Source organism: Bacteroides caecicola, from assembly GCF_023337095.1.
Lineage (GTDB): Bacteria > Bacteroidota > Bacteroidia > Bacteroidales > Bacteroidaceae > Phocaeicola > Phocaeicola gallinarum.
The window spans coordinates 390,171-408,919 of record NZ_JAMBLM010000001.1; the positions used below are offsets into that span (position 1 = coordinate 390,171).

General features: G+C 46.1%; 16 protein-coding genes and 5 tRNA genes. 8 read left to right on the forward strand and 13 right to left on the reverse strand.

Annotated features, from left to right (window positions below):
* The first annotated feature begins 7 nt into the window (after positions 1 to 7).
* The gene (locus M3085_RS01560; RefSeq protein WP_178255755.1) at positions 8 to 1,342 is read left to right on the forward strand and encodes a sigma-54-dependent transcriptional regulator; all 1,335 of its coding nucleotides are present in this window, start codon (positions 8 to 10) and stop codon (positions 1,340 to 1,342) included.
* Between the two features lie 374 nt (positions 1,343 to 1,716).
* Here the strand turns inward: M3085_RS01560 and M3085_RS01565 are convergent, their stop codons facing one another.
* The 3 genes from M3085_RS01565 to M3085_RS01575 all read right to left on the reverse strand — a co-directional run bounded on the left by M3085_RS01565 (position 1,717) and on the right by M3085_RS01575 (position 3,831).
* Positions 1,717 to 2,391 carry an RluA family pseudouridine synthase gene (locus M3085_RS01565; protein WP_249052146.1) on the reverse strand — a complete coding sequence of 225 codons (675 nt, stop codon included), beginning with the start codon at positions 2,389 to 2,391 and terminating at the stop codon, positions 1,717 to 1,719.
* A 74-nt stretch (positions 2,392 to 2,465) separates the two neighbouring features.
* Entirely contained in the window at positions 2,466 to 3,212 is a 747-nt protein-coding gene (fabG, locus tag M3085_RS01570; RefSeq protein WP_178255757.1) for a 3-oxoacyl-[acyl-carrier-protein] reductase, read from the reverse strand.
* 22 nt (positions 3,213 to 3,234) lie between these two features.
* A complete protein-coding gene (locus M3085_RS01575; protein ID WP_178255758.1) occupies positions 3,235 to 3,831 on the reverse strand; it encodes a TetR/AcrR family transcriptional regulator in 597 nt (198 codons plus the stop codon).
* A gap of 317 nt (positions 3,832 to 4,148) precedes the next feature.
* On the opposite strand from M3085_RS01575, the gene M3085_RS01580 reads away from it, so the two are divergent.
* From M3085_RS01580 to M3085_RS01595, 4 genes are all read left to right on the forward strand, one after another.
* Positions 4,149 to 4,221, forward strand: a tRNA-Met gene (locus tag M3085_RS01580).
* 43 nt (positions 4,222 to 4,264) lie between these two features.
* A tRNA-Met gene (locus tag M3085_RS01585) sits at positions 4,265 to 4,340 on the forward strand.
* Positions 4,341 to 4,460: 120 nt separating this feature from the next.
* Complete coding sequence (gene cysK / locus M3085_RS01590; RefSeq protein ID WP_178256462.1) at positions 4,461 to 5,408, forward strand: cysteine synthase A; 948 nt, start codon at positions 4,461 to 4,463, stop codon at positions 5,406 to 5,408.
* Between the two features lie 22 nt (positions 5,409 to 5,430).
* A complete protein-coding gene (locus M3085_RS01595) occupies positions 5,431 to 6,717 on the forward strand; it encodes an O-acetylhomoserine aminocarboxypropyltransferase/cysteine synthase family protein (protein WP_204500666.1) in 1,287 nt (428 codons plus the stop codon).
* Here M3085_RS01595 and M3085_RS01600 read toward each other — a convergent pair.
* From M3085_RS01600 to trpS, 7 genes are all read right to left on the reverse strand, one after another.
* Positions 6,708 to 7,343, reverse strand: a complete 636-nt coding sequence (locus M3085_RS01600; RefSeq protein WP_178256464.1) for a helix-turn-helix transcriptional regulator — start codon at positions 7,341 to 7,343, stop codon at positions 6,708 to 6,710. The two genes, M3085_RS01595 and M3085_RS01600, sit on opposite strands and share 10 nt — an antisense overlap.
* Positions 7,340 to 7,690 carry a hypothetical protein gene (locus M3085_RS01605; RefSeq protein ID WP_249052147.1) on the reverse strand — a complete coding sequence of 117 codons (351 nt, stop codon included), beginning with the start codon at positions 7,688 to 7,690 and terminating at the stop codon, positions 7,340 to 7,342. The genes M3085_RS01600 and M3085_RS01605 overlap by 4 nt, the downstream gene beginning before the upstream one ends.
* Positions 7,687 to 7,878, reverse strand: coding sequence for a hypothetical protein (locus M3085_RS01610; RefSeq protein WP_178256466.1), 192 nt, complete (start codon positions 7,876 to 7,878; stop codon positions 7,687 to 7,689). The genes M3085_RS01605 and M3085_RS01610 overlap by 4 nt, the downstream gene beginning before the upstream one ends.
* Positions 7,879 to 8,039: 161 nt before the next feature.
* Positions 8,040 to 8,114, reverse strand: a tRNA-Val gene (locus tag M3085_RS01615).
* Positions 8,115 to 8,149: 35 nt separating this feature from the next.
* A tRNA-Val gene (locus tag M3085_RS01620) sits at positions 8,150 to 8,224 on the reverse strand.
* Positions 8,225 to 8,265: 41 nt separating this feature from the next.
* Positions 8,266 to 8,340: transfer RNA gene (locus M3085_RS01625), tRNA-Val, on the reverse strand.
* Between the two features lie 465 nt (positions 8,341 to 8,805).
* The gene (gene trpS, locus M3085_RS01630; protein ID WP_178256728.1) at positions 8,806 to 9,897 is read right to left on the reverse strand and encodes a tryptophan--tRNA ligase; all 1,092 of its coding nucleotides are present in this window, start codon (positions 9,895 to 9,897) and stop codon (positions 8,806 to 8,808) included.
* A gap of 218 nt (positions 9,898 to 10,115) precedes the next feature.
* On the opposite strand from trpS, the gene carB reads away from it, so the two are divergent.
* Positions 10,116 to 13,340, forward strand: coding sequence for a carbamoyl-phosphate synthase (glutamine-hydrolyzing) large subunit (gene carB, locus M3085_RS01635; RefSeq protein ID WP_249052148.1), 3,225 nt, complete (start codon positions 10,116 to 10,118; stop codon positions 13,338 to 13,340).
* A gap of 86 nt (positions 13,341 to 13,426) precedes the next feature.
* Here carB and M3085_RS01640 read toward each other — a convergent pair whose 3' ends face one another.
* Both M3085_RS01640 and M3085_RS01645 read right to left on the reverse strand, forming a co-directional pair.
* Positions 13,427 to 14,176 (reverse strand): glycosyltransferase family 32 protein, encoded by a 750-nt coding sequence (locus M3085_RS01640; RefSeq protein ID WP_249052149.1) that lies wholly within the window; start codon positions 14,174 to 14,176, stop codon positions 13,427 to 13,429.
* Between the two features lie 130 nt (positions 14,177 to 14,306).
* Positions 14,307 to 16,172 carry an LruC domain-containing protein gene (locus M3085_RS01645; RefSeq protein ID WP_249052150.1) on the reverse strand — a complete coding sequence of 622 codons (1,866 nt, stop codon included), beginning with the start codon at positions 16,170 to 16,172 and terminating at the stop codon, positions 14,307 to 14,309.
* A 587-nt stretch (positions 16,173 to 16,759) separates the two neighbouring features.
* On the opposite strand from M3085_RS01645, the gene M3085_RS01650 reads away from it, so the two are divergent.
* A complete protein-coding gene (locus M3085_RS01650) occupies positions 16,760 to 17,056 on the forward strand; it encodes a type II toxin-antitoxin system HigB family toxin (RefSeq protein ID WP_191710053.1) in 297 nt (98 codons plus the stop codon).
* A gap of 4 nt (positions 17,057 to 17,060) precedes the next feature.
* Positions 17,061 to 17,426 (forward strand): type II toxin-antitoxin system HigA family antitoxin, encoded by a 366-nt coding sequence (locus M3085_RS01655; protein WP_178256723.1) that lies wholly within the window; start codon positions 17,061 to 17,063, stop codon positions 17,424 to 17,426.
* Positions 17,427 to 17,527: 101 nt separating this feature from the next.
* Here the strand turns inward: M3085_RS01655 and M3085_RS01660 are convergent, their stop codons facing one another.
* Entirely contained in the window at positions 17,528 to 18,745 is a 1,218-nt protein-coding gene (locus M3085_RS01660) for an aminotransferase class V-fold PLP-dependent enzyme (protein WP_249052151.1), read from the reverse strand.
* Positions 18,746 to 18,749: the final 4 nt, after the last annotated feature.

Genomic DNA, 18,749 nt, shown 5'->3' on the forward strand with positions numbered 1-18,749 from the left:
ACACATAATGGCTTCGTCTATATTAATTGTTGAAGATGATTTGACTTTCTCTACCATGCTGAAAACTTGGCTGGGCAAGAAAGGTTTCGAAGTAGAGGCGGTTGGTACTCAGTTGCGCGCAAGAAAACTGCTGGCTGCTCGCGATTTTGATTTGGTATTGTCTGATTTACGGCTTCCCGACCAAGACGGCATCTCTCTGCTTGCTTGGCTGCGGGAACAGAATAAACTTATACCGTTTATTATCATGACCAGCTATGCCGAAATCCAGAGCGCTGTACAGGCGATGAAAGAAGGTGCGACTGATTACGTAGCCAAGCCGATACAGCCAGACGTTCTTCTGACAAAAATAACAGAAGCCATAGGAAATAATACAGCCGCGCCTATTGCGCCGGTTCATTCGGCAGCTTCGGTTTCTTCTCAGAACTTTCTTGAGGGAGAAAGCGAGGCTGCGCGTCAGCTTTATAATTATGTTAATCTGGTTGCGCCTACCCACATGTCGGTTTTGATTAACGGAGCGAGCGGAACCGGTAAGGAATATGTTGCCCATCGCATCCATCAGCTCAGTAAGCGGGCAGGCAAACCGTTTATCGCTATTGATTGCGGTTCTATACCGAAAGACTTGGCTGCTTCTGAATTTTTTGGCCACGTAAAAGGTTCGTTTACCGGTGCTCTGTCGGATAAGGTCGGTGCTTTTGAGGAAGCAAACGGCGGAACTTTATTTCTTGATGAAATAGGAAATTTGAGTTACGAGGTACAGGTGCAGTTGCTTCGTGCCCTTCAAGAGCGTAAGATTCGCCGGATAGGGTCGACTAAAGAAATCGAGGTTGATGTTCGGTTGGTGAGTGCAACCAATGAAAATCTTAAAGAAGCCATCGCCAAAGGTACTTTCCGTGAGGATTTATATCATCGTATCAATGAGTTTACGCTGCGTATGCCTTCGTTGAAGGAGAGAGAAGAAGATATTTTGCTGTTTGCTAATTTCTTTTTAGATCAAGCGAATCGGGAGTTGGAGCGTAATCTGATTGGATTTGATATGGAGGCAAGTATGGCTTTGCAGAATTACTCGTGGCCCGGCAATCTTCGTCAGTTGAAGAACGTGGTGAAACGTGCTACTTTGCTGGCTCAGGGAGAATTTATTTCTTTACACGATTTAGGGGAGGAGCTGGCAGACAATGTTTTCTTGATTCAAGACCTTTCGCTTCATGACGAGGAGAAAGAGAAACAACGAATCATTAATGCCCTGCAGCAAACCAATAATAATAAAACAAGGGCAGCTCAACTGTTGGGTGTAGACCGGAAAACACTCTACAATAAATTGAAACTCTACAATATTCCACAATAAAAGTGTGGAAACCTTCTACATATTCCACACTTTTTCCACACTTTGAAAAGCAAGGTTGTGGCAAACTCTTTTCTTCGATGATAAATTTTCTCTTTTAGAATCGCTTTGATTATCAGTTGGTTTGTAGCGAGCGTGTGATTTTTTAATAGGAAATATGCCTTTATTTTGCTTTTTGGTAAGGTCTTGTTATTTGTGGCACGGATATTGTTGTTTACTTAATAACAACATAATAACGTGAGTTGATAAATAGACTTAGACTATAAACCCAACCCCATAGAATAAAGTTGGAGATTGTTTTTCATTCAATCTCTTGATAAATGAAGATGCCTATGTGTTAATTGGAGAGAGAGAACGCTGTGAAGCGCTCTCTTTTTTTATTTCTCAAAATCAAAACCACTCCAAAGATTCCCTTCAGGAAGAGGAGCTGTCAGGCTGATTTCTTTCTTTGATACGGGATGGATGAAATGTATGTAACGGGCATGAAGGCAGATGCTGCCGTCGGGATTAGAACGGGGGAATCCGTATTTAAGGTCTCCCTTTATCGGACATCCTATTTTAGCAAGCTGGCAACGTATTTGGTGATGCCGGCCGGTCTTTAAATCGACTTCCAGCAAACAGTAATTTTGTGAATGACCGATGAGGCGATAATGTAAAACAGCTTTTTTCGAACCTTTGATTTCTTTATCGTATGCGTACGATTTATTTTGTTTTTCGTTTTTTATCATGTAATGCGCCAGTTCGCCTTCCGGTTCTTTCGGGCAATTTTTTACAATCGCCCAATAAGTTTTCTTCACTTCGTTGTTACGGAACATGTCGTTTAACCGGCTTAATGCTTTGCTTGTCTTCGCAAAAACCACCAGTCCGCTAACAGGACGGTCTAACCGGTGCGTAACTCCCAGAAATACATTTCCGGGCTTGTTATACTTTTCTTTGATGTACTGTTTGACGGTTTCCGACAGCGGAGTATCTCCCGTTTTGTCTCCTTGAACAATCTCCGAGGAGGTTTTATTAACAACAATGATGTGGTTATCTTCGTATACGACTGTCATAATGGGAAAGTAAGAAATAAAAAAAGACGAAGCATGAAAACAGTATTCATCCTTCGTCTTTCCGGGAAAGTTTATTACATATTCATACCGCCGTCTACTTGGATAACCTGTCCTGATACATACGAAGACATATCAGAAGCCAAGAATACGGCAATGTTTGCTACATCTTCCGGAGTACCTCCGCGGCGCAACGGAATACGTTTGTTCCATTCAGCTTTAACCTCGTCAGACAGTTTGGCTGTCATTTCCGTGATGATGAATCCCGGAGCGATGGCGTTGGCACGGATTCCGCGTGAGCCCAGTTCCTGTGCGATAGATTTAGCCAGACCAATCATACCGGCTTTCGAAGCCGAGTAGTTACACTGTCCGGCGTTTCCGTGAACACCTACCACAGATGCCATGTTGATGATGCTTCCGCTTTTCTGGCGAATCATGATAGGCGTGCAGGCGTGGATGAAGTTGAAAGCCGACTTCAAGTTTACGTTGATAACTGCATCCCATTGAGCTTCGCTCATACGCATCATCAAGCCGTCTTTCGTGATACCGGCGTTGTTAACCAATACGTCGATAGATCCAAACTCTTCTTTCACTTGTTCTACCACTTTCGCTGTGTCTTCAAAGCTGGCAGCGTTTGAAGCATAACCTTTTACTTTTACGCCAAAAGCAGCGATTTCTTTTTCCGTATTTTGGCTGTTTTCGTCAAGAATCAAGTCTGTAAATGCAATGTTTGCGCCTTCGGCAGCAAATTTCAGTGCGATAGCTTTACCGATTCCGCGAGCAGCTCCGGTAATCAATGCTGTTTTTCCAGTTAATAATCCCATGATTTTTATGTTTAATAATGATTTATAAATGTTTCTTTCTGCATCCTAAAGCCCCGAATACGATTTTAGCCACATAGCGCCAGCCTATTTCTTCATCCAAATCTTCACCTATTTGCCCACGGATGTAAGGCACCTCTATTCCTTTTACGCAGTAATGAAGAATGTCGGCCGTGATATCTACGTTGTCAATATCGAATATCCCTTTTTCTTTTCCCTCCTGCAAAATGCGTTGGTAAAGTTTGGTTTCTTTCTGGTCGAAACGTTTCCTCATGGTTTCCACGCGCCAGATGTCCCGGAAGAAATGTGCGCGTAGCGTACCGTTTCGGTATACCACTACCTTTATGGCCTCTAAGTGTGTTATTATCAGTTCTAAAATCTTTTTGTCGGCGTCAATCGTCTTTTGGGCGGTTTTTTCCATACGGTCAGACAGCATTTCCAACTCCGATTCAACCACAGCCCGATAGATTTGTTCCTTATTTTTAAAATAAGTATAAAGCGTACGTCGTCCCTTCTTCGAAGCGATGGCAATGTCATTCATCGTCGTTGCTTCCACCCCCTGTTTGGCAAAAAGTTGGCGGGCTACGTCTACTAATTGGTCTCTGGTTTTTAGTACGGTCATTTTTTCGGCTCCCACAATCTGATTGACAGGCAAAATTACGTTTTTTCTTTCTACTGAGCAAATTTATGTAAATACAATCTCCGTAAAATACCAGTGTCGGTACCCGAAAACGCTACCGCAAGTGTTGGTCATTCCATGCGGATGAGTTGACCGATTCTACCCATAGAACTGTCCGGTGCTATGGGTAAGAATTTTTTCGTGGCTTGTTGGGATGCAGTAGAGAGCCGGAAATTGCAAAAAAATGTATTTTTCTTTCAAAACACTTGTTTGTTTCAAAAATAAACCGTACCTTTGCACCCGAATTAAGAAATAAACATCGCGGAGTGGAGCAGTTGGTAGCTCGTTGGGCTCATAACCCAAAGGTCGTCTGTTCGAGTCAGGCCTCCGCAACTAACCGGAATAATAGAAAATCCGATTCTTTTATAACAAACATCGCGGAGTGGAGCAGTTGGTAGCTCGTTGGGCTCATAACCCAAAGGTCGTCTGTTCGAGTCAGGCCTCCGCAACCAAGTGAAGAGAAGCATTGCTTCTCTTTTTTTTTATTCCTACCTAATATACCCTAAAAAGGGTATTGCCGCAGTATCTGCTTTCCCGTACCTTTGCTTCCAGATAAATTAAAAATAAAAGTTATGGCAAACATTAAAAAACAACTGACCGAACTTATCGGTAATACTCCTTTGCTGGAGTTGCAGAATATGTCAAAGTTACATCAGGCTCAGGCCACGGTAATAGCTAAGTTAGAGTATTTCAATCCGGGCGGAAGTGTGAAAGACCGCATTGCATTTGCGATGATTGAAGATGCCGAACGCAGAGGTATCCTGAAACCCGGATCGGTGATAATCGAACCTACCAGCGGAAATACCGGAGTGGGATTGGCGTGGGTTTCTACCGTAAAAGGTTATAAAACCATACTGACCATGCCCGAAACGATGAGCCTCGAACGTCAAAACCTGTTGCGTGCAATGGGTGCACAGCTTGTTCTTACTCCCGGAGCGAAAGGCATGAAGGGGGCCATCGAAAAAGCCAACGAACTGCGTGATGCTACTCCCGGAGCGGTTATCTTACAGCAGTTTGAGAATCCGGCAAATCCGGCGGCACACGTGCGTACCACAGCCGAAGAGATCTGGAGAGATACCGATGGGAAAGTAGATGTGTTCGTAGCCGGAGTAGGTACGGGCGGTACGCTGAGCGGCGTAGGCGAGGGGCTGAAGAAGCATAACCCGAATATCGAAATCGTAGGTGTAGAACCGGATGCTTCGGCAGTGCTTTCGGGAGAAGCTCCGGGATTACATAAGATACAAGGAATCGGAGCCGGATTTGTTCCGAAAACTTATAATGCCGGTGTGGTAGACCGTATTATTCGTGTGACGGACAATGATGCCATCCGTACGGGCCGCGAGCTTTCGTTGAACGAAGGACTGTTGGTGGGCATCTCGTCGGGAGCTGCAACTTATGCAGCCTTGCAGTTGGCGCGCCAGCCCGAATACGCCGGAAAGAACATCGTAGTCTTGCTGCCCGATACGGGAGAACGATACCTCTCTACGGTGCTTTACGCTTTTGAGGAATATCCACTTTAACCCCATAAAACAAATACAACTTATGAGAACGAATGATTTACATTTTGAGACATTGCAACTTCACGTAGGACAGGAGGCGGCAGACCCGACTACCGACGCGCGTGCCGTACCTATTTATCAGACTACTTCGTATGTGTTTCACAACTCGGAACACGCGGCGGCACGCTTTGCCTTACAAGACCCCGGCAATATTTACGGTCGTCTGACTAATCCCACGCAGGAGGTGTTCGAGAAACGAATGGCTGCGCTTGAGGGCGGGGTTGCCGCTCTTGCCGTGGCTTCGGGAGCAGCTGCCATAGCCTATACATTTCAGAACATTACACGTGCGGGAGACCATATCGTGGCGGCAAACACCATTTACGGCGGCACGTATAACCTGCTGGCGCATACCTTGCCGGTTTCGGGCGTAACCACCACGTTTGTCGACCCTTCGGCTCCGGCAAATTTCGAGGCAGCCATCCGTCCGGAGACCAAACTGATTTTCATCGAAACCCTCGGTAATCCGCATTCCAACATAGTGGACATGGAAGCCGTGGCGGAAATAGCGCATCGGCATCACATTCCCCTTGTGGTAGACAACACGTTCGGAACTCCGTACTTGATTCGTCCCATCGAACACGGTGCAGACATCGTGGTACACTCTGCCACGAAGTTTATCGGCGGACACGGAACCAGCCTCGGCGGAGTTATCGTAGACGGCGGTACGTTCGACTGGCAGGCTTCGGGCAAGTTTCCGCAACTCACCGAACCTGACCCCTGCTATCACGGCATCCGTTTTACGGAGGTGGCAGGAAAAGCAGCCTTTGTAGTCCGCGTGCGGGCCATCTTGCTGCGCGATACGGGGGCAGCCATTAGTCCGTTTAACGCCTTCCTGCTTTTGCAGGGATTAGAAACCCTTTCGCTCCGTGTGGAACGCCATGTGGAAAACGCACTGAAGATTGTTGATTTCCTGAAGAGTCACCCCCGGATAGAAGCCGTTCACCATCCCGCCCTGCCCGAACACCCCGACCACGCGCTCTACTTGCGCTATTTCCCCAAAGGGGCAGGTTCGATTTTTACAGTGGATGTAAAAGGCGGAATCCGCGAGGCACAGAAGTTTATCGATGCGTTAGAAATCTTCTCGCTTTTGGCTAACGTAGCCGATATGAAGTCGCTGGTCATCCATCCCGCTACCACAACCCACTCGCAGCTTACCGAGCGTGAGATGGAAGAGCAACATATCAAGCCGGGAACGGTTCGCCTCTCCATCGGTACGGAGCACGTAGACGACCTGATAGCCGACCTCGACCGCGCGCTGTCTCAAATATAATACTCCATTGCATCAACAATGCCGGCACGAAGCGCGTAACGAACCGCTTCGTGCGCATTGTTTACTTGCAGTTTCCGGAAGATGTTCTTGCGGTGAGTCATTACCGTATATACACTCAAGAAACGTTCCGATGCTATCTCCTTCGTGGTCTTGCCCATTGCCATTGCTTTCAGTATCTCTTTTTCAGTGGCAGTAAGTGGTGAATCATCCTCTTGGGTTTTCGTCTCTTTCTCCAACAGGGCAGAGGCTTTGGCGCATATAAATGGAATGCCGTTTTTAGCCTTCTCTAAACACGATTCGATTTCATCAAGCGATGAATCCTTCATCAAGATGCTGAATTTCGGATTACTGAATACCATGCGCCGGATGAACTCCTCGCTCAGTGCGTCGCTGAAAAGAATAAACAGCGAGGCAGGAAAACGCTCTTTCACCACAAGCAGCTGTTCGGCAGTGCAGTCGAAAAGCGTATAGTCGATAACCGCAACCGCCCTTTCTTCCGTCAGCAGCTTTTTAGTCAGTACATGGATGTCGTCAGCTTCCAAAACCTTGTCGAAACGTGTTATAGCGATAGCCTTCATACCCATACGGGTTATGGCTTGATTGTCGGAGAGGATTAAAGTGTTCATTTTGTTCTTTGTTGCGGATTGGGAAACTCGTAATCTATTTCGCGGGGCAGGGAGAAACCTTTTATGCAATTCGGGTTGCGGACACATATTTGTATATGGTTCTTTTCTTTGAATCCTGCACCGGGATATAATTCATCCCCTTCCCAAAATATGCTTCTTACCGAGTCGTAAGGAGGGAATCCGGCACGCTCGTTCATTCCATGCGCAACTTCTATTACGGAATCGTAATCATTGGTGCTTGTAGTGAGGATGTCATCACCGGATAAAACTTTGTCTACAACGGACTTATCGCATCCGTGAAAGCCTATTATCAACCCCGGACGACGGGAATATATAGTATCTTTCATGGATAATAGACTTTGGAAAGCTGATTCTTATCGTCCAGCAAACCGATTTCTCTCAAGAATTTAGCGGACTCTTCCTTTGAGGACAGAATCTTCTTTCTCGCTTTCCTCATGCGTTTTTCGCGCGGGGTGAGCGATTTGCGCGCCTTTTTTGAGGAGGTTCCTTTGATAGGAGTGGTTGTTGCTGTCATGCGTTATCGATTTCTTTTCACAAAGATACTAATTTCTATGTCACTATCAAATGATGGTAGAGATTATTTCATACGGAAAGACAAACAGAAATCCTTACTGATATTTCAATATCCGTTGAGATGTTTAATAATGAATGTGTGGAAAAACTTATATTAGGAAGTGGGCGTTGACGGATTCGAACCGCCGACCCTCTGCTTGTAAGGCAGATGCTCTGAACCAGCTGAGCTAAACGCCCGAAGGGGGAAATTTTTCAAATTTACTTTTGGACTGTGGGCGTTGACGGATTCGAACCGCCGACCCTCTGCTTGTAAGGCAGATGCTCTGAACCAGCTGAGCTAAACGCCCCAAAAGCTATGTGCTTCCGAGAACAAGTTTTCGTTTTTGAGTGGGCGTTGACGGATTCGAACCGCCGACCCTCTGCTTGTAAGGCAGATGCTCTGAACCAGCTGAGCTAAACGCCCGAAGGTCTTGTTCTCATTTGCGGTTGCAAAGGTACAGCTTTATTTTAAATCTCCAAACATTTGCGGTAATTTTTTTACGTTTTTGCTGCAATTTTTTCGCGAAGGCGGTTGCGGATGCCCGCTTTCCGGTGGGGATTTTACCGTTTTTGCCGAAGATTTTTATAACCCGGCTTGGTGGGTTGTACGACTCACCTTAGCGGGTTATATAACTCATCAGGGTGGGTTGTATAACTCTCCATGCCGGGTTATAGAATGGTTGAGAAAGAAATGAGGAACAGTTGCCGACAGGCGGAGGTTTTTATGGGGATGAAGAAGAAAGAGGTCGGTATAAATGTCTGGAAGCGAGTATAAAAAATACGGATTCTTATAGAGATGTGCCGGCTCTTTGGGGTAGAACCGGAGGTGTCTGTAAGAATCCGTATCGGTATATGAAGGCTTCCCGCAGCGGCGGGAGGCTTTGCGGGATTACTCGGCAAAACGTTTGGCTTGTTCGGCTATCAGCGCTTCGTCATCGAAATAGTTAATCTTCATTGCGCGGCGCACCTCACTCATGGTTTGTGCGGCAGCTTCGCGTGCCACTTCGCAGCCCTTCTTCAGCATGTCGTAGATGGCAGGGATGTCTTTTTCGTAGGCTTTGCGGCGTTCGCGGATGGGCGTAAGCTCTTCCTGCATAATGGCGGCAAGGAATTTCTTTACCTTCATATCGCCCAGTCCGCCGCGCGTATAGTGAGCCTTCAGTTCGTCCAAGTTCGGATAGTCGGGCAGGTAACGCTCGAAGTGTTCGGGGCGGCAGAAAGCGTCGAGATACGTAAACACGGTGTTTCCTTCCAGTTTTCCGGGGTCGCTCACCTTGATGTGGGTGGGGTCGGTATACATGCTCTTTACCTTCTTTTCCACCTCGTCGGCAGTATCCGACAGGTAGATGCAGTTGCCCAATGACTTGCTCATCTTTGCCTTTCCGTCTGTTCCCGGCAGGCGCAGGCAGGCAGCGTTATCGGGCAGAAGGATTTCCGGTTCTACCAGCGTTTCGCCATAAATGTAGTTGAAGCGGCGCACGATTTCGCGCGTCTGCTCAATCATCGGCTCTTGGTCTTCACCAACGGGTACGGTGGTAGCCTTAAATGCCGTGATGTCTGCCGCTTGGCTGATGGGGTAGGTGAAGAAGCCCACGGGGATGCTTGATTCGAACTTGCGCATCTGTATTTCGGTCTTTACCGTAGGATTGCGCTGGAGGCGCGATACGCTAACCAAGTCCATGAAGTAAAAAGTCAGTTCGCAAAGTTCCGGAATCTGCGACTGGATGAAGATGGTAGACTTGGCGGGGTCGAGCCCTACGGCAAGATAATCCAACGCTACTTCGATTACGTTCTGACGTACCTTTTCGGGATTTTCTATATTGTCGGTCAACGCCTGTCCGTCGGCCTCAAAAATAAATATCTTATCATACAATCCTGAGTTTTGAAGTTCTACGCGACGGCGTAACGAACCTACGTAATGTCCGATATGTAGTTTGCCGGTCGGACGGTCGCCGGTCAAGATAATTTTTTCTTTTCCCATAGTCAAATATGTTGTTTACTTTTAAATTGCAGCAAAGATAACTAAATACTTTGTTTTCTTCAAAATAAATTGTTTCTTTGCATAAATGAGGAGATGACGAATCGGCAGTTGTCCGACGGGCTATCTACCGATAGATATTGGTAACCGGAAGAAAACTTGGTATCTTCATATCCTGAAAACATACCTTTGCAGAAACCATAACAAAACTATCTATAACGATGAAAAAAGAATTAAAGAAAGTCTTAGTCTTAGGTTCAGGGGCACTGAAAATCGGACAAGCAGGTGAATTTGATTATTCGGGTTCGCAAGCACTGAAAGCCTTGCGCGAAGAAAGTATCCGCTCTGTATTAATTAATCCCAATATTGCTACTATCCAAACCTCGGAAGGCATCGCCGACCAAGTTTATTTCCTTCCCGTTACTCCTTATTTCGTGACGGAAATTATCAAGAAAGAACGTCCGGACGGCATTTTGCTGGCGTTTGGCGGACAAACAGCGTTAAACTGCGGTACGGAGCTTTATCGTAACGGAGTGTTGAAAGAATATGGTGTAGAGGTGTTGGGAACATCGGTAGAAGCCATCATGTATACCGAAGACCGCGACTTGTTTGTGAAGAAGCTGGACGAAGTGGAACTGAAGACTCCGATAAGCCAAGCGGTGGAAAACATGGAGGATGCTTTGACGGCTGCCCGCCGCATCGGTTATCCGGTCATGATTCGTTCGGCGTATGCGTTGGGCGGTTTGGGTAGCGGTATCTGCCCGAATGAAGAAAAGTTTATCGAACTGGCGGAAAGCGCATTTACCTTCTCGCCGCAGATTTTGGTGGAAGAATCGCTGAAAGGATGGAAAGAAATAGAGTTTGAGGTGATTCGCGATGCGAACGACCACTGTTTTACGGTGGCAAGCATGGAGAACTTCGACCCGCTGGGTATCCATACGGGCGAATCCATCGTGGTGGCTCCCACCTGTTCGCTTACCGCAGCGCAGGTTACCATGCTGCAGGAACTCTCCAAACAGTGCATTCGTCACCTCGGAATCATGGGAGAATGTAACATCCAGTACGCATTCAATGCCGATACCGACGATTACCGTATCATCGAGGTAAATGCCCGCTTGAGCCGTTCATCTGCATTGGCATCGAAAGCTACGGGGTATCCGTTGGCGTTTGTGGCGGCTAAGATTGCGTTGGGCTATACGCTGGACGAAATCGGCGAAATGGGTACGCCCAACTCGGCATACGTAGCTCCGTCGCTCGATTACCTGATTTGCAAGATTCCGCGCTGGGACTTGACGAAGTTCGTAGGCGTATCGCGCCGCATCGGTTCGAGCATGAAATCGGTGGGCGAAATCATGTCTATCGGGCGCACGTTCGAAGAAATTATTCAGAAAGGGTTGCGTATGGTAGGACAGGGTATGCACGGCTTTGTGGGTAACGACCATACGAGATTCGATAATCTGGACGATGAGCTGGCTAATCCTACCGACTTGCGTATTTTCGCCATCGCTCAGGCGTTGGAAGAAGGATACAGCATTGAGCGTATCTTTGAACTGACGAAGATTGACCCGTGGTTCATTGGCAAGCTGAAGAACATCGTCGACTATAAAGCCAAGTTACAGACTTATAACTCGCTGGAAGAACTTCCGGCAGATGTGCTTCGTGAGGCAAAGGTATTGGGCTTCTCCGACTTCCAGATAGCACGCTTCGTGCTGAAGCCGAAGAGCGGAAACATGGAGAAAGAAAACCTTGCCGTGCGCGAGTATCGTAAGAAATTAGGTATCCTTCCGGCTGTGAAGCGCATCAATACCGTGGCTTCGGAACACCCTGAACTGACGAATTACCTTTACATGACATACGCAGTGGAAGGGCATGACATTAATTTCTACAAACACGAGAAATCGGTAGTGGTACTCGGTTCGGGAGCATACCGTATCGGTTCGTCGGTTGAATTCGACTGGTGTTCGGTCAATGCCATCCAGACTGCCCGTAAGTTGGGCTATAAGTCCATCATGATTAATTACAATCCCGAAACCGTATCTACGGACTACGACATGTGCGACCGTCTGTATTTCGACGAACTCTCGTTCGAACGTGTATTGGATGTAATTGATTTGGAACAGCCTCGCGGTGTCATCGTTTCGGTAGGCGGACAGATACCGAATAACCTCGCCATGAAACTCTACCGCCAGTCTGTACCTATCCTCGGAACCTCGCCCATCTCTATCGACCGTGCCGAAAACCGTAATAAGTTCTCTGCCATGCTCGACCAATTAGGCATTGATCAACCCGCTTGGCAAGAGCTGACCAGCCTTGACGATGTAAAAGAGTTCGTAAAGAAAGTAGGCTATCCGGTATTGGTACGTCCGTCGTACGTACTGAGCGGTGCGGCGATGAACGTCTGCTACGACCAAGAAGAGCTGGAACGCTTCTTGCAGATGGCGAGCGAAGTATCGAAGGAATATCCGGTAGTGGTATCGCAGTTCATGCAGGAGACAAAAGAAATAGAGTTCGACGCTGTGGCACAAAACGGTGAGGTAGTGGAATACGCCATCTCCGAACACATCGAATACGCCGGCGTACATTCGGGCGATGCAACCCTTGTATTCCCGGCACAGAAGATTTATTTCTCTACCGCCCGCGAAATCAAGCGCATCAGTCGCCGCATAGCTAAGGAACTGAACATCTCCGGTCCGTTTAACATCCAGTTCCTTGCCAAGAAGAACGAAGTGAAGGTAATCGAATGTAACCTCCGTGCTTCGCGCAGCTTCCCCTTCGTATCGAAGGTATTGAAACGCAATTTCATAGAAACGGCTACCCGTATCATGCTCGACGCTCCGTATGCTAAGCCCGACAAATCAGCCTTCGATATTGACCGCATCGGCGTAAAAGCCTCACAGTTCTCGTTCGCCCGCTTACAGAATGCCGACCCGGTACTGGGTGTCGACATGTCATCGACCGGTGAAGTAGGCTGTCTGGGTGATGACTTCAACGAAGCCCTGCTGAATGCGATGATTGCTACCGGTTACAAGATACCTCAAAAATCAGTATTGTTCTCTTCAGGTGCAACGAAATCGAAAGTCGACTTACTCGATGCCAGCCACATGCTGAGTCAAAAAGGATATACGCTTTACGCTACGGCGGGAACAGCCGCATTCCTTAACTCGCACGGCATTCCTACCACACCGGTATTCTGGCCCGATGAACGTCCGCACGCCGAAAACAATGTAATGAAAATGATAGCCGGTCATAAGTTCGACCTGATAGTAAACATCCCGAAAAATCATACCAAGCGCGAATTGACCAACGGTTATCGCATTCGTCGCGGTGCCATCGACCACAACATTCCGCTGATAACCAATGCCCGTTTGGCAAAAGCCTTCATCGAAGCTTTCTGTCAGATGAGTCAGGAAGATATCCAGATTAAGAGTTGGCAGGAATATAAATGAAAAGTTGATATAATGTAATAAAAAGTAAGAGACCGTTTCCGAATAGGGAGATGGTCTCTTTTGTTTTTATGGGAGTATTTAAATTTTTACTTCTTAATTCTTAAATACTTCCGCACCCCATTCACTAACTTTCTGAATGCTTTTTCACCTAACAAGTCGATTAACAGTTTTCTCAGCCGATACTGCCAAGTGTTGCTTGCCTCCATCCACGTGTATGAGAAATAATGGATGGCGACAGTGTTTGGGGTGAGCGTTATGATATGTGTGTTATAGTCCATTGGGCTGAAGTAATCTGTGGGATAGATTGTCAAGCCCGGTAGTGATGTGAGAGAACCGTCGAGCCGGAAGCCTTTCTTTCTGATGTCATCTGCTATGAGGGTACTGTTGATGAAATCTCTTATTTGTTCGGCTGAGAATGTTTTGTTTTCATACATTTTCAGCCAAGAAGTTATCCATTCACCGTGTGCCTCCGAGCCTATCAGCGCTGTTAAAATAGTCCATTTGCCATATTTTTCATATCCCTTTTCATACCCAATAAATGCCTGATGATGTAAAAACGGGGTTAATGGTTTTAGCAACTCCACATCGGTATCCAAATAAATGCCTCCTTCGGTGTACAAGGCGTAAAGGCGGATTACGTCGGCAACGAAGGCCCACTTTTTTTCTTCCAATGCTTGTTGGGCAAAGGGGAAAAGATGGAGCGGAGAGTTGGTTTCGTTCCATTCTTTTATCTCGAAGTCGGGGCAATGTTTCTTCCACGAACGGATGCACTGTTTGGTTAGTTTGGGAAGCGGAGCTTTGCCGAACCAGCAGTAATGGATAATTTTAGGAATCATGGCGGTAAAGTGTTTGGGGCTTGCCGTTTATATATAGGTAAAAGAAGAGTCATTCCGAATACGAACCGGAACAACTCTTCTCTTTACTTGCTATTCAAAAAAATGTTTAATTAAAACTGTTTTAACTGTCTTATTGAGCCGGATGTTCATACCAGTCTTTGTTCGTTGTTTTGTTGCTTTCTACCCATTTTGTGAAATCGGGATAGAATTGATCAATTGTCATTTGCTCGGTTACAATCAGGTAATTCTGCGTCGGGATGTTAGCTGCATACGGGTGTTGGCCGTCTTCCAACTTGTAAGCCTTTTGCCAATCGGTCAGACCTTCCAGGTTGGCACTTGCAGATGCTTTATATCCCGGTAAGTGGATTTCGTATCCATTATTAGTAGTTGTGATGAACGGATTGAATATTCTGTCAAACGTATAATCTTCTGCTACGTATTCTGTTCCTGTCGGTTCGCAATCTTTGTCATCACCTTCTCCAGTTTCTGCTGATGTAAAGCCTAAGTCTATTCTACCTTGGATAGGTTCTACATCCAATGCTCCCATTGTTTGGTTAGCAGCCAAATCATAGATATGAATCGGATTTTCGTGTATATCGTCCAGCATGAAATTAAATGAACAACCATACCATGCGCCGTCCCATTTCGGAACAAAATAGTAATCTACTGCACCTAAGTAGTTAGGAGGTGTAGATATACCTGATTCCGGATCAAAGTGGATATAAGTAATTTGTCTTAATGCATAAGTAGCTACAAAGTCATTCATATCGTAGTCTCCTGCATCGGGATAGTTATCTTCAAATAATACGGTTCCATACTGGGGAGCTCCTATATTTTCTAAGTAGTAAGGAGGTGTAGGCAGGTCAGGGAATTCTTCATCATCAATGGCCTCTTGCGGATTGGTTGTCACAATGAAAGTGAAATCGTTGAAGTCGCTTACATTATACTCCCAATTTCCTTCTGTTACCCAAAATGGTGGATACGGAACAAAATGTCCATCTTCTTCCCAAGTAGAGGCATCCTGATCTTCGAATGTGTACACAAGACCTTTGCTTCTATAAACGAAAGTAGCACACTGACCAACTTGACCTTCTTCAGGAACCTGACTTGTATAATAGTATTTGGTCGTGTTACCGCTTCTACTTTGAAGAACAAAACCGATACGATCTTCGTCAGTGAATTTAATGGCGCCATTCACATCGCTTAAAATCATTGTGTTATTTCTGTATCGGTTCGGGTCGTTTGCACTACTTGCATTCGGATCTGTAGATACAGGGCCAAACAACTTATGATCATCATTAATGATGTTGTGGCGAATCCATGTTTCTGTAATTGTAGATTCTTCTCCAGCTTTATATGTGTAATAATATAATGTATTATAATTGTGACCCACTGCGTCAACAAATGTTACACTTACATTGGCTGTCGGATAATTATCATCGGTTTTTAAGCGTGTATCAAGGTTGATACCGTGTGTATATTTCTCAAATTGTTCCCGATTATCTTCATCTTCCGGAAGTGCTTGTAATACACCGCTACGGATTTCAGTCATTTCTTCTGGTGTGAAAGGAGAGTTTGTCGGTACTCCTACGCGAGAACTTTCAGCTTTCAGTTCCAGTCCGTTTTCAGTAAGCGTTGCTTCTTGCCAAAGCGGGCAGTCGATACCTGTTGACAGTACATATACAGTCTTTCCGATGTATGCGGAAGGGAACGTGCTGACAGTTTGCAACTTACCGTTAGCGCCGGTAAATGAACGGAACAATAAGCGTGCGCTATTTCCTTCGCTTGGCAATTGGTCGTACACGCTGACTTGGGCGAATGACGGATAATCAATTTTCACCGGAAGGTCAGTTGTCATCTTAAAGTCAAAAGCAGCTTCGATTTCCGGATTAGTCGGTTCGTCTGTACCCGGTGCAGGAATGTTTTCTTCATCCGAACATGAAGCAAACCAAAGAGGCATTGATGCCAATCCCATGAGCATTAATGCGTTTCTCAATTGAAAATTTTTTCTCATTGATACTTTAATTTAATTAAACAATAATCTTTGTCCTTCTTACTATTATAGTGGAATGTTCCACTCGCTATTTTCAATGGAATTTGCATCTTTTGTTTTCCATAGTCAAAATAGCTTTTTACACGTGTGAATTGTAACCTTAGATTCCAATCTGTTTCTCTACTACCCTGTTTAAGTGTTATCGTGTAAGCTAACCGTTAACCAGAATAAAGATTTGTTATAACAACGTTACAAAAATAGCGGATGATTTTTCATACCGTATTGTATATTCGTACAAATTTTATTGTTTTTTTGTACATTCTCCGTATTTCGATTTTTACATGTAACCTGAAAGGGTGATGTGTATGCCCATTGGTGCGCCAAAACGCTATGGGAAGCGTTGGTCAGTCTATGCGGTAGCGCAGGCAAGTTCTTCCGCAAGAACCGGGTGGTTCTACCGCATGTGTTTTGAGGGTTGTGCGTATGAGATGGCGTTCTCCATCGTTTGTTGAATAGTTATAAATAATGGGATTTTATTTTGAAAAACAGAATTTTATGTTCATCTTTGTAGCATGATAACTGAGTGACCAATGAGAATATTTACAGAACAGGCATTAAAAGAATATGCAGAAGCACATCCGGACGTCAAGGTAGCACTGCAAGAGTGGACTACCGTTGTGAAGAATAGCAAATGGACATGCTTTGCCGATGTAAAGAGAACTTTTAACAGTGTGGACAATGTAGGCAACCAGCATTATGTGTTCAATATCAGAGGGAATAACTACAGGCTTGTTGTAGTGATAAAATTTACAATACAATTCGTTTATGTCCGCTTCATTGGCACTCATGCGGAATATGATAAAATAGCAGATTGCTCTAAAATTTAAACTTATGACCAAGATAGAAACAAAAGCTCAGTATGAATGGGCTGTGAAAAGAGTGGAGGAGTTGCTCCCGGCTGTGACGGATGAAACGCCTCTTGATGACCCGAACAGCATTGAGTTGGAATTGCTTTCTAACCTTGTAGCCGATTACTCGGAAGCACATTTCGCTTTGGGGAAGCCGACGCTTGTCGATGTGCTCAAGCTCCGGATGTATGAGATGGGTCTTAACCAAAAGGCATTGGCAAAATTAATCGGGGTGAGTTCTTCACGTTTAAGTGATTATATTTCGGGTAAGTGTGAGCCTACGTTGAAAGTGGCACGCACGATAAGCCAAAAACTGAACATCGATGCGAATATTGTGTTAGGGGTTTAGAGCCTGTTCATAAAAAATATGGCCTGCAGGGAGGATAAATCCAATTCCTGCAAGCCATGACAGATAAAATATGTTTTTGCAAATCGGCTGTTAGAGCTTGTTTATGCAAACATCCGGCTCACGCGCTCAATACCCGCAGCCAGTGCGTCGACTTCTTCTTTCGTGTTGTAAAGTCCGAACGAAGCCCGTACCGTTCCCTCGATGCCCATGCGGTGCATCAGCGGTTCGGCGCAGTGATGGCCTGTACGGACGGCAATACCCAAGCGGTCGAGCAGCGTCCCCATATCGAAAGGATGAATGTTTCCTACAAGGAACGAGATGACTGCCCCGCGTTCTGCCGCTTCGCCGAAAATGCGCATTCCGGGGATGGCTTTCAGTCGGGCGAGGGCATACGTGGTGAGTTCATGCTCGTGTCGGGCGATGGCATCGATGCCGAGAGCAGAGACGTAATCGAGCGCTTTAGCCAGCGCGGTAGTGCCGATGTAGTCAGGAGTTCCCGCTTCAAACTTGAAAGGAAGTTCGTTGAATGTGGTTTTCTCGAAACTTACGTTCTTAATCATTTCCCCGCCTCCCTGATAAGGAGGAAGACGGTCGAGCCATTCTTCTTTGCCGTAAAGCACGCCCACGCCTGTAGGTCCGTAAATCTTGTGTCCGCTGAATACATAAAAGTCGGCATCCAAATCCTGCACATCAACTTTTATATGCGGAATGCTTTGCGCTCCGTCAATCAGTACCGGCACACCGTGGGCATGAGCCGTGGCGATGATGTCTTTAACCGGATTTACCGTACCCAATACGTTTGAAACGTGGGTGACGGAAACCAGCTTCGTACGCTCGGAAAACAGCTTTTCGTATTCGTCGAGCAAGAGTTCGCCACGGTCGTTTATCGGGATTACGTGCAGCACGATGCCCTTACGTGCCGCCTGAAGCTGCCACGACACAATGTTGCTGTGATGCTCCATAGCCGATACAATCACCTCGTCGCCGGCTTTCATTTGGCTGTCGGCAAACGTAGATGCCACGAGGTTGATACTTTCGGTTGTTCCCCTCGTAAAGACAATTTCTGCCGTGGAGCGGGCATTGATAAACTGCCGTACGGTTTCGCGCGAAGCTTCGTGGAGGTTGGTAGCCTGTTGTGACAAGAAGTGTACACCGCGATGTACGTTGGCGTTTACCGAATAATATTCATCGGTAATAGCCTCTACCACACAGCGCGGTTTTTGGGTTGTGGCACCATTGTCTAAATAAATCAGCGGCTTGCCGTAAACCGTGCGCGACAGTATCGGGAAGTCTTCTCTTATCTTATTGATATCGTACATACTG